The organism is Bradyrhizobium sp. USDA3010 (assembly GCF_056429065.1).
The window spans coordinates 134,995-145,416 of the sequence record NZ_JBWJZD010000022.1 but is presented as its reverse complement, the minus strand read 5'-3'; the positions used below and the strand labels follow the sequence as shown (position 1 = coordinate 145,416).

11 protein-coding genes are annotated in these 10,422 nt (G+C 59.8%); all 11 read right to left on the bottom strand.

Going from position 1 to position 10,422, the window contains the following annotated elements:
- Window positions 1-306 precede the first annotated feature (306 nt).
- The 11 genes from AC066Y_RS28570 to AC066Y_RS28520 all read right to left on the bottom strand — a co-directional run bounded on the left by AC066Y_RS28570 (window position 307) and on the right by AC066Y_RS28520 (window position 10,413).
- Window positions 307-477 (bottom strand): hypothetical protein, encoded by a 171-nt coding sequence (locus AC066Y_RS28570; RefSeq protein ID WP_478276768.1) that lies wholly within the window; start codon window positions 475-477, stop codon window positions 307-309.
- A 110-nt stretch (window positions 478-587) separates the two neighbouring features.
- Window positions 588-1,001, bottom strand: a complete 414-nt coding sequence (locus AC066Y_RS28565) for a hypothetical protein (RefSeq protein ID WP_478276767.1) — start codon at window positions 999-1,001, stop codon at window positions 588-590.
- A 446-nt stretch (window positions 1,002-1,447) separates the two neighbouring features.
- Entirely contained in the window at window positions 1,448-1,714 is a 267-nt protein-coding gene (locus tag AC066Y_RS28560; RefSeq protein ID WP_478276766.1) for a hypothetical protein, read from the bottom strand.
- A 584-nt stretch (window positions 1,715-2,298) separates the two neighbouring features.
- Window positions 2,299-2,733, bottom strand: coding sequence for a hypothetical protein (locus AC066Y_RS28555; protein WP_478276765.1), 435 nt, complete (start codon window positions 2,731-2,733; stop codon window positions 2,299-2,301).
- A 14-nt stretch (window positions 2,734-2,747) separates the two neighbouring features.
- Entirely contained in the window at window positions 2,748-5,030 is a 2,283-nt protein-coding gene (locus AC066Y_RS28550; protein WP_478276764.1) for a phage tail tape measure protein, read from the bottom strand.
- Between the two features lie 136 nt (window positions 5,031-5,166).
- Window positions 5,167-5,511, bottom strand: a complete 345-nt coding sequence (locus AC066Y_RS28545) for a hypothetical protein (protein WP_478276763.1) — start codon at window positions 5,509-5,511, stop codon at window positions 5,167-5,169.
- Between the two features lie 31 nt (window positions 5,512-5,542).
- Window positions 5,543-6,184, bottom strand: a complete 642-nt coding sequence (locus AC066Y_RS28540) for a hypothetical protein (protein ID WP_478276762.1) — start codon at window positions 6,182-6,184, stop codon at window positions 5,543-5,545.
- A 2-nt stretch (window positions 6,185-6,186) separates the two neighbouring features.
- A complete protein-coding gene (locus AC066Y_RS28535) occupies window positions 6,187-6,471 on the bottom strand; it encodes a hypothetical protein (RefSeq protein WP_478276761.1) in 285 nt (94 codons plus the stop codon).
- A gap of 15 nt (window positions 6,472-6,486) precedes the next feature.
- Entirely contained in the window at window positions 6,487-8,106 is a 1,620-nt protein-coding gene (locus tag AC066Y_RS28530) for a phage portal protein (RefSeq protein ID WP_478276760.1), read from the bottom strand.
- 128 nt (window positions 8,107-8,234) lie between these two features.
- On the bottom strand, window positions 8,235-8,597 hold the full coding sequence (locus AC066Y_RS28525) for a hypothetical protein (protein WP_456722806.1): 363 nt from the start codon (window positions 8,595-8,597) through the stop codon (window positions 8,235-8,237).
- A gap of 7 nt (window positions 8,598-8,604) precedes the next feature.
- The gene (locus tag AC066Y_RS28520) at window positions 8,605-10,413 is read right to left on the bottom strand and encodes a phage terminase large subunit family protein (RefSeq protein WP_456722805.1); all 1,809 of its coding nucleotides are present in this window, start codon (window positions 10,411-10,413) and stop codon (window positions 8,605-8,607) included.
- Window positions 10,414-10,422: the final 9 nt, after the last annotated feature.

Below are 10,422 nucleotides of genomic sequence, written 5' to 3'. Positions count from 1 at the left end.
ATGGCGGGCGTGGTGTTCGCGGCTGAAGGTGATGGGGTTGGCTTTGCAACCGAATCCTACGCCGCATCAGCGCTTTACACCACGCTCGCCAGCCTCTCAGGCGCCTCTGACGAATAAGACGGGCTAACCTATTCGGTACCTCTCCAGACGAAGTCGCAAAGAGCGCAGAGGCGCTTGTCTCTATCGGTTTCTTTCAGAAAAGAGGATCACGGGACAATCCGACGTTCTGGGTCCCGTTTCTTTATCGCGACGCGCTTGAGATGATCCAAGGACTAGCGGATGAATAACTTCTGCGCCATGCCCGCATTACACCATCCGTGGACGCGCCACCACCGGGCCGCTCTGCTCTAACCGAATGCTAGCCTTGCGCACCAATTCCGCTACGCTTTCCAGGACGATCCTGCGCTGGTGCTCCGGCAACTTGTCCGCGTTTTCGACCAGTTCGCGAATGTGTTTCAAAGCCTCTGCCGTGGTCATTGGCTGGCCTCCTAAAGCGAGCCCTAACAATGCCACTGGGAGCCGTCGCCGTCTAGTTCGTGCGGGAGGATATGCCCACTCACAGCCTCAGCGCGAGCGAATGCTAGCAGTCACGATCGCCTCTTAAATAGCGCCTTACGTCCCTCAACCTGCAAACGCAAAGCAATTAGCGAGGCGTGAAGGTGAGCGGCCTCAGCCCGGCTGTCTGTCGGGTTGACGTGGCTCCCCGCTTTAGACGGGAGGCGACACTTCTCCTTCATTGCCGCGATGTCCCGGCGCGTCGTGAAGTACTGCCTGCCTATCTTGGATATCTCAAGATTGCCTCTCGCGTGTTCGGCTTTGAGCGTCGCTACTGAAATCGCGTTGGCAAAAATCTGCTCACAAGCTTGTTTCAGCGAGAGAGGTCGATCCAACTCGGATAGCTGATCAGGGTCATTCATTTTGCTGAATTCAGCTAGGGAGATTGTTGGGTGTCGTCTTCGCAGCTTCGCTGAAGGCGCGGCCGATGTCTCCGAGTTGCTCATCAAATCCGATCTCCAAGCGCCCGCTCTCATCCCGGCGCACGCTAACAAGATGCCTTCGCCCTTCGTCGAGAGCAGACGCAAGCTTCGCTTGAATCTGCTCCGCGCTCAAGCCGCGTCCCCATAGATGCCTTGTGACCACAAGCTCCATCAGGCGATCCAAATCGGCGGGCAAAAGACTACCCTCTTTCCAGAGGCGCGAGTGCCGCCGTCAAAACTGTGCGCTTGATCTGCCAAGGTTCAAGCCGATACCAATCGAACACGTCTGCGAGTCCGAGCGACCGAACGACTTCACGGCGCCCGGGTTCGCACGGCTCTTCGATCAAATAGAACTTGTTGCGCGATGACCGTATCAGTCTATCGCGGCACACTTTACGCTCCCATGGATCGAAATAGTCGCGTATCGCAATCGTGAATTCCCTCATTGCCCCATCCCCCAAAGCTGGCTCTTACTCGTCCGACTTCCGTGCGAGTTTTCGCGACGGGGCCAATTCGACTTGACGCGCTAGGTAGACGGCAAGGCGACGTGCTTTTTCGGTTTCGGTCTGGGCGAACTCTTCGATCCCGGTCACAGCGATGGCATCGATTATCGCTTCCATTTCTGTATCGGTCGCGGCTTCTTCGGCCAAGTCTTGCTTCGTTGCATTCTTCAGCAGCTTCCCGCTCAAAAGCGGATAATCTCGCATCGACGGCAAATGATCGTTCTTACGTTGCATTACTCTGTTTCTCTTCGTTTGAAATCGAATCGACGTGAATTGACGACGAACGTTCAATACATGAGCAAATGCCGTTAGCTTGAAGGATTATAGTAGAATTGACGGCTGCGAGTGTCGTCAGTATAAATCACCTTAGATTGTAAGGTCTGTAAGGTGACACACCTTACAATCGGCGTGTCTGAGCGACGCCACGACTGATTTACGCCGCTCAGTTCGGTAGACCGTCAGTCCCGCAAGTTAGCCCGTCAAATCGCCCGCGCAGTCCTGCGGGATCGCCCCAGCCAGGGTATCGCTGCAACAGCTCGCGCACTCGACGCTTCCCGAACGCGCGTTCCAGCATCTCCGGGCCTGCATATTTGATGAGGTACTTCACGAAGGTCTGCGATACTCCGCTGCGGGGTTGCGCGGCGTACCATGTAAGCGCGGGGATGAGTTGGTCCGGCCAGTCGTTGTCTAGCCAGATCAAGAGCCGCATGGAATCGCCGTTCATGTCGCGCAGGCATGCGAGCCCGTAGGCAATCGTATCCGGGATGTCCCGCTCCGAAGCTGATGAGCGGGGCCACCCAGACAGGCGCGCAGTGGGATCACCCATTCCCATGATAGTCGTCCTTTTGTCTACCTAGCTGCACGACGTTCACTTCAATGCGCGACACGCTATCGGGCTTTATGTCAGTCACTTCGAACACTTCTCCGTTGTCTCGCGCGATACGACACCCTTGCGTCAGCGGCCAAGGCAACACGCCATAGCCGAAGCTGAAGACAGGCTTCCGTGTTGAAACGAGGGGATAGGCGTCGTGGTTTCCCACGCGTCGCCCCTCCCCAAATGCTAGGGTCATTGCCTTGGCCATGTACGTAGCGCGTACCCTGACTTTGCGATCAGGGCACGGTACTGCCGGGAAGTTAGGCTTGCCGGGCTCCGCAGGCGTAACCCACACGCACTCGCCGAACGCGTCATCAATTGCCGGACTGACTTCAGTCTGCATGGCTTTCCGCCAATCGGTCGGAAACAGCATAGTCATTGCTCTGGTCTTCCTTAGTGATGTCCACCGGAGGCGAAGCTAGGCTTGGTCGCATTATCGCCTGGGCCTTGCATGCTTGTGCCGAGATGGCCATTGAGCGCTACGTTGGCTGTTGCTTCGGCCCGGTGGATGATGCCTTCGAGATAAGGCGTCGGTCTGATCTCGCCGTTGACATTGATCGCCAGTTCGGCCGCGCCGTTGACTGTGCCGGTGACGGAAACATCCTTGAAGCCCTGCGACGGCTCGACGTTGCCCTTAGCAATCGAGTCCTGCCAACCGGCCCCCGGCCGTTCGTCTGATGCACCGAGCACGCGGAGATAATCGCTTGTCGCGCCGCGTCGTGCCTTCGGCCAGGAAGACGGCTGATAACGGTCAAAAGGACTTGATCCGGTGAGCAAGTCTTCGAACTCAACCCCGCCACCCCGCGCCAGCTCCCGGTCCGTACGTGCCTGCGCATCAGCACGGATAGCCTCCCGCGCTCGCGCTGCCCTGCTATGGTCCCGTGTAACGCCTTGTGCTTCATCGTTCGTCAACCCGTACACGAGCGGCACAGTTCCCGCCACGATGGCCGTCACACCGAACACCTTGGACGCGAGCCCCAGGCCAGCTGCCACCCGCGAACCGGCCGCGACGCTCCCAGCGGCTGTCGCCGCCGCTCCTACGGCGCCGCCACCCGCCATCCGGGTTAACGCCGCTGAGGCCACGTTGGCGCTCGCTGCAAGCCCCGTAAAGCTCGACAGGACCGATGCAATGGTCGCTCCGGCCGCAGTCAAACCCGATAGAGACGCGAGCCCAGCCGAGACGCTGATAGCCTGCTTCTGTGCGTCTGAGAGCCCAGCGGTGAAGCCCGCGAGCCTCGCCCCCGCCTCCGCGAGCGGGGTAAGCCACCCCTCGTTCGCTTTGACGAGCTGTTTTTCGGCGGCATCGAACGAGGCGGTAAGCCGGTCGGCGGCAGCCGCGAGGCCCTGCATGCGCTCGTTCGCGATGTTCTGCGCGAACCCGTCGCCGTGGTTGAGCTTTTCCAGATATTCCTGATACTGCCCAAGCGAGTTGAGCAGCATGACGGCCCGGCCGCCCTGTTTGTCGCCTACCAGGGCCTGCATGTCCCGCGCGGTCGCCCGTTGAAGGATCGCGTCAAACAACTCCCCACCCCGGAGCGAGCCTTTCGACAAGTCGTATTGTCGGAGCGCCGTATCCACGAGGTGCTTTTGATCCATCCTGGACAGCTTCTCGCCGCTGGCCTCGACGGCCTCACGGACGGCTGCCGAGAAGTCTTCACGGCTCCCCAGCACATTCCGGGACTCATCGCTGAGTGCTGCGCTTAGGCTCGTCTTGCCTGCCTCTGACAGACCCTTGCCATAGCGTCGGCGCAACGAGGCATCGATTGCGTCCGTGCTGACCGCGCCTTGGGGAGCGTAGTCGGCATAATTGATGCCCATATGGGCGAACGCTTCGAAAGCTTGCTTCGTCGGTGCGAGCAGGCGAGCGCCCACGGCGCGCATGAAGACGCCCGACTCGTCACCTCCCACGTTCGCGCGCTTCAGGGTCATCGCCGTCGCAAACGCTTGTTCGGCCCGGATACCGGCTGCCGTCGACATGCCGATACCGAACTTGCCGAACTGCTGGATGTCTTCCGGGCTCATGGCACCAGCCTTAGCCGCGATAGCGGCCAAATCGGTCTGCCGCGCAATCTCACGTGTGGCGTCGGCTCGGGTGTGAAGGTGGATACCCTGCCCGAACGTCAGGCCTTCGACTATTCGCGCGGCCTCCTCCGTCTTCACGTTTAACGCCTTGGCGAGCACGATTGCCTGCTTTGTCGCTGCTTCGGTGATCGGCGCAGAGAAGTTTCGCGTTACGAACGCTTGCTGAGCGTGCAACGTGTCTTCCGGCTTCAGGCCATAGACAGTGGCAGCTTCAATTCTCTGCCTCTCCAACAGCGCCATATCGGAGTTGCTGTAGTGCTGAATGGCCCGTTGATACCGTACGTCCCGCTCATAGGGGATGTAATCGGAGACAGCCGACTTCGCGAACTGAAAGGCCTTGGCACCCACAACGCCCGCAACTGTCGCGCCGATAGCGGCCTGCACTTTGTGGATTTTCTCGAGCGTATTGAGGTGCTGTTGCGCCGCGCTATTGGCCTGCCTGAATTGGTTAGCGAGGTTCGCGCTGCCACCGGTATCCTTGAACAGCCCCTTGGCTGTCTGATCGAGACGCTTCGTCAGCTCAAGTAGTTCGCGCAATCGCGGCGTCGCCTGATCGTTTGCGCTGATTGTCGCCGTTACGCTTGGATTGCTCATTGGGTATTAAGCCTCTGCTCGTTTGCTCGCACCTTCTGAAGGTCTGCGAACAGATCGACAACTGACATGAACCGTCCTAACCGCATGGGGAGCAGCTCGGACAGCTGCACCCCCTGGTCCTTGATAAGGACCGCAATCAAGCGGCGGACGGTTCGGTAGGGTTGCGGTCGCCCGCCCCCAACAGCACGATATCGGTCGCGAGCCCGCGAAGCTGGTAGTAGTCGCGTGCGCTGAGGCTCTTGAGAATGATCTCGTCGACCTTCTCGGCAATCATCTCGACCAACCACTTCGACATGATCTTGTTGTTATACTCGATGTCGACGCCGTCCGGCTCACCACTGGCATCCTTGCGGGTGTGTACCTTGAACGGTTCGCCGTAGTCCACGAACGCGCCAGCGGTGGGCTCTTGAAGCGTCAACGATGTCAGCTTTCCGTCATGGGTTGTGAGCGGTTTACTGAGAGTGAATGTTTGCGTAGTCATTTGGTGTCGATCCTAATATTTTAGATTGGGGTTAGACGGCTTTCGGCGCGAGGCTCTGAGCGTCGACGCCTGCCTGGGCGAGCACGCGCGAAAAGTCGCCGCCAAGCCTCGAATGTGTGTCGAGAGCGAGCTTCAGTTTCTTGAAGTCGGAGGTCATGCCTTGCTTGTTTGCCTCCATCGCGTTGAGCTTGATCTCAGCCAAGCGGCGCAACCGCGCCGGGTCGAAGTCCGCGATCTTGGCGCGGAGGTCTTTGCCCGCGTGCCCGTTGTTCCTGTTGAACGCGTTCATAGAGCGTTCGATCTCGGCGAGGCGTTCCGCCCTCGGGTCGGTTGTCATGGTGTCTTCCGTCTGTTCGGTGTGTTCGGTCTCAACGGGCAGGCCGCGAAGAAACGCGCGGGCCTGCTCTACCGTCAGGGTTTCGGGGTTGCGGCTTGCCAGCAATTCGGCTGTTGCCGCCGCTCGTTCAGTTGCCTCCGGCAAGCATTCGATTGCGAGCCGCCAGCGTGAGACCGCATCAACTACGACGTTTGCGGCTTCAGCGCTCTTGATCGCGGACGCGTCGACAATTCGATACCCCGCAGCCACCGCTTTGACACTCGTCATGCGGCTGCCATTGTCCAGCAAGACGATGCTGGGCACGCCATCCAGTGGAATGGCTATCTTCTCTTTCATGGTCAGTACCTAAAGCGCCGGTGCGGCGCGTTCATGGGGATGTACGGCCCGACGCGCACCGCGCGCCCAACGCTGATGCCGGATTCGCAGATGATTTCGAGGCGGCGAATCTCGTGCTGCAATGTCTTTGCGTCGCCGCGCTGAAATTCGAGCCACCGATCGCCGTTTCGGACCACGGCCTTCGCCTGTCCGGCAAGTAGCTGAAGAAACGCAGCGCGCAGCGCTCCAAGCATTGCGCACGGGTTGTCGACGGTGGGGACGCCTCCACCGGGTTTGCAGTTTGTCATGTTTGTAGTGTCCTGCTAGGTCGACGAAGACGCGTCGTCTTCGGCCTTCCAATCGTCCCGGTTCTTTGGCACGGGATAAGGCAGGCCAGCCGCTTCCAATTGCTCTCGCTCGCTCTTGCGCTGAGCCAATACTTCCTCGAAGTCCAAGCCACGTTCGCCGAGCTTCGCTTCGAGCGTCGACAAGCCGTTTTCGATTTCGAGAATATCGGCCTGAGCTGCCTTCAACGGGTCGGCCACTGGCTTACCTTCGCCGCGCCAAATTGCGCTGCTATAGGCTTCGGGGGCCTGCCAGAAGGCCGGTGCACCAGCCGGGAGGCGGATACGCCCGGTCTCACACATCTCTTCGAGCCACGCGACGAACGCCGCTTGATAGAACGGTTCAACGATTGCAGAGCGTCTGCGCTTGTTGATCCGCCACGGTAGCTCCTGCGCGAGGCGTGAAGCGCTGAAGGATGTCTGCGAGTAATCTCCCGACACGTCCTCTGCTGATGAGCCCGCCGCCTTGGCGGCCTCCCGGGACAAGCTCTTGTCTAGGGCATCATGAACAGTATTGGGGCTCTGCGGCCGATGCAGAACGAGCCGGTCGCCCTTCATCATGTGAGTGACCACGCCCGGCTGAAGGTTTACCTTGACGGTCTCATAGTATGCCGCGCGAGCCTCCGCCCATGCTTCAGGTGAAACACCCGACGGTGCAGGCATGTCCATAGCGTCGGCAGTCGCAAGCGACCTAAGCGCGGCATCCCGGGGTAGATCAGATTCTACCGTGGCTGCAATCATGGACTGCACCAGGGCGGCGGCTAGCCCAAACTCCCGCAGCGTCGACTTCGAATGAGCAGGCGTCAGAGCGGGCGCGAGCGGTGAGATGCCGCGAATTTGTCCCGGGGCGATCATGTCGAAGAGATGCCCAACCACTGTCCGCCCCCACGACGTACGAGCCCTCACGAACGTTGCTTGCGGAGCGGTGTTGAAATTGCCGAGTTGGAAGGGTCTGATCCAATAGCCTTCTACCCTGCCATTCCTGAACTGCACCCCCTGCATGATGGTTCCCCCGTTGTTGCCTTCGGCGACGCGGGTGATGCTTTGGTCGAGCTGGCGAACATCAAGCATGTTGACCTTCGTACGTGTGACCGAACCGTCTGCACTCTGCCCGACAATGAAGAGCGTTTCGCCAGTGAGCAGAAAACTCTTGTATGCTGCGACCGCGAGCTGATGCAGCGAGTGGCGGCCTGAAGCGTCGCATTCGGCACCAGTTTTCGCCCACTCCTGCCATGCCGTTTCGATCTGATGCGATAACTCCCGCGCAGCGTCTTTGGAGATGCCAAGCGCGCCATAGTTGGGTCGCGAAGAGAGCGTGAGCCCGTTTCCTACTGCGTAGGTCGCAAAGCCTTCCACGAGCGCCGCAATGACTGGATTAGACATCAAGAGGTCGAGCGTGATCGAAGCGACCAATGAGCGCTCGCGGCTAATCTCGCTGCCAGGAGTGCCCCAATACGGCTGCCATCCGCCAAGGTTACCGGCAGTGAACGGCCCGGCGTCGTAACGCGCCCAAACGAGCGACGGCTTGCCGTCCGTCCCGTCGAGAATACCCGCTCGTGCTGCTCCGACAGATTCGATCGGTGCGAGCGGCTTAATCATTGCGTCCTTGGCGGCAGCCGCAAGCCGTTTGGGCACTCCAGGGGCACGAGTCCGTCCGCTTGTACCTGATCCCCGGCCAGCGCGAGCGGTGCGGAAAGCACCGCGTCCTTTGATCTTTGACATAGGACCTATTCCTTAGCGGCAAGGCCCTGCGCGCGACGGTTCGCGGCGTTGATGGCTTTTACACCCTCCGCGATCTCTTTCATGCGCGCGGCCCTCGGATCGCCGGTGATGTCTACCGTGGCCGCGTTCAGGCCGCTCGGAACTTCGCGATCCAAGGCCGCAAGATAAGGATTAGCGACAGGCGCTTCACCCAGGATGCTCCTCGCTGTCTCAGCGTCGAGCGCCGCGACAAGCGCAAGTTTCTGCGCCATAGCAGGATTGCGCCGCGCTTCAACGCTTTCCAGAATATCTCGGATTCGCATACGTTCACTCGCGATTGCGGCGTTCGCTTCGCCGCTAACAGCGGCCGGTTTCTTGTATTCGCGCATGGTGTAGTTACCTCATGGGTTCGGAGAGAGCCGCCAATCGCTTGAGCGACTCTTCGAATGATGGTTTGGGTTGTGTAGGTGCGGGCGGCTTTTCAATTGCCGCCCGAACTTGGGGATGCCTTGCGATGGCCGTGGCGTACACCAGGCAATCGAGTGGCTCGTTTCGTCTCACGGTGCGGTGATATTCGAAGCGCGGTGCACCATTCACGACGCGGGCACGCAACTGCTCGGATGCCAAACCGGCAAAGTATTCTTCGTCCAAGTGCTCCGGCAGTCGGATATAACCCGGAGACGGCTCCTCAATCGCAAGTGCCTTTTGAACGGCGAGCTTGACCGCGTCGACCCCGACAATCAGCAACTGCATCTGACCTTTAAGTCGTCCGCCACTGACGAGAGGCATTCGGTCGAAGCCTCCCTTACCTTTAACGGCGTACGCCGAGCGCGACTTTCGGCGTTGAGATCGCACGAACTTCACGACTTGATCAGCGTTGAAGCCTGAGTCGATTGCCTGAATTAGAACGGGCAACACGCGGCCGTCTACGGTTCGAAAGGCGGACTCCATTGCCGCGTCAAGCTGATGCCAAACCGCGTCACCGCTTGTGTCCCCCACCAGCTTAACGTGATTGAGAACACTTAACGTCTGATCGGCGTGGTGACCTAAGAATGTCACTTCAAGACGATTGGACTGCACATCGACGCCCGCGCTGACGAACACCATATCCGCACGGTACGGCGACGCGATCTGCTCGGCGCGTTGCTGTAGTTCGCTTGCAGACAACTCGACTTCTGTCGTTGCGTCGTAGGCCTGGGCAAGCACGGTATTGTAGAAGACTTGCTTGGCCTCTGGCGTGGTCGCAGCCTCGAATTGCTGAACAACTGAAGCCATCGTGCTGAACAGTGAGGCCAACTCGGTTAGATGGTAAGACCTAATGCCCCTCTCGCCGGTTGCGGTGGCAATCCATCTCCCCGCTCCCACCATCGCGCGCCGCTGCGCCTCACCGTGAACCACGCCACAGTCCGGGCAGACGTGGTGAGCGGTCTCAGGCTTACCCGGTGTCCATTTGATGTCCGCAAAGTCTAGCGGTCCGCTGTGAACGCAATCGGGGCAGGCGACGAACCATTTGCGCTGATCTCCGCGCTTGAACCAAGAATCGATACGCGACCCCATGCGCGTCGTCGGGGTGCTGACGAGGAGGACACGACGGCCGTTGTCCTCGAAGGTCTTGGTACGCTTAAAAGCGAGTGCGACGGGATCGCCTTCGCCAGGGAGCGCGCCCGCGAATCTGTCCGTCTCATCGAGCAGCAAAAACCTGATCGCTCGCGCTGCAAGCTCATCGGCCTTGAAGCTCGACGCAAAGGCAATCGACCCCCCAGGGAAGGTCTTGAGCGACGTGCTGTCCGTGCCGCCCGCACTCCCCCTCTTGGTACCGTTACCGGTACCGACCAAAGCGCGAAGGGCGGGAGAGCTTGCAATCAGTGGGTCTAGACGCTCGCGAACCAGCTCTTTCGAGCGGTCCCCGGTCGGTGAGACGTGGAGCGTGGGACCCGGGTTGCAGCCAATGATATGGCCGAGCACGGCATTGACAATGGTGCTCTTCCCGGTCTGTGCCGCCCACTCCAACACAAGTACGTCTGCGTCGTCTTCTGCGAAGTAATTGAGCGGCTCGATCTGGTAGGGTGCAAGCCGCAACGGCCCCGGGCGGGCAGCCGCATTTGAGGGAAGCCGTATGTTGGTTTCTGCAAACTCACGCGGCGATATAATCGGCGGAGGACGCATAGCGCCGAGCATCGCCGACGCTAATGCGTTGTCGATCATTGTATCTCG

Excerpts from the sequence above, each read along its gene's own strand:
- AC066Y_RS28570 (WP_478276768.1), bottom strand. The coding sequence starts at position 477 with ATGACCACGGCAGAGGCTTTGAAACACATTCGCGAACTGGTCGAAAAC.
- AC066Y_RS28565 (WP_478276767.1), bottom strand. The coding sequence starts at position 1,001 with ATGAGCAACTCGGAGACATCGGCCGCGCCTTCAGCGAAGCTGCGAAGA.
- AC066Y_RS28560 (WP_478276766.1), bottom strand. The coding sequence starts at position 1,714 with ATGCAACGTAAGAACGATCATTTGCCGTCGATGCGAGATTATCCGCTT.
- AC066Y_RS28555 (WP_478276765.1), bottom strand. The coding sequence starts at position 2,733 with ATGACTATGCTGTTTCCGACCGATTGGCGGAAAGCCATGCAGACTGAA.
- AC066Y_RS28550 (WP_478276764.1), bottom strand. The coding sequence starts at position 5,030 with ATGAGCAATCCAAGCGTAACGGCGACAATCAGCGCAAACGATCAGGCG.
- AC066Y_RS28545 (WP_478276763.1), bottom strand. The coding sequence starts at position 5,511 with ATGACTACGCAAACATTCACTCTCAGTAAACCGCTCACAACCCATGAC.
- AC066Y_RS28540 (WP_478276762.1), bottom strand. The coding sequence starts at position 6,184 with ATGAAAGAGAAGATAGCCATTCCACTGGATGGCGTGCCCAGCATCGTC.
- AC066Y_RS28535 (WP_478276761.1), bottom strand. The coding sequence starts at position 6,471 with ATGACAAACTGCAAACCCGGTGGAGGCGTCCCCACCGTCGACAACCCG.
- AC066Y_RS28530 (WP_478276760.1), bottom strand. The coding sequence starts at position 8,106 with ATGATTAAGCCGCTCGCACCGATCGAATCTGTCGGAGCAGCACGAGCG.
- AC066Y_RS28525 (WP_456722806.1), bottom strand. The coding sequence starts at position 8,597 with ATGCGCGAATACAAGAAACCGGCCGCTGTTAGCGGCGAAGCGAACGCC.
- AC066Y_RS28520 (WP_456722805.1), bottom strand. The coding sequence starts at position 10,413 with ATGATCGACAACGCATTAGCGTCGGCGATGCTCGGCGCTATGCGTCCT.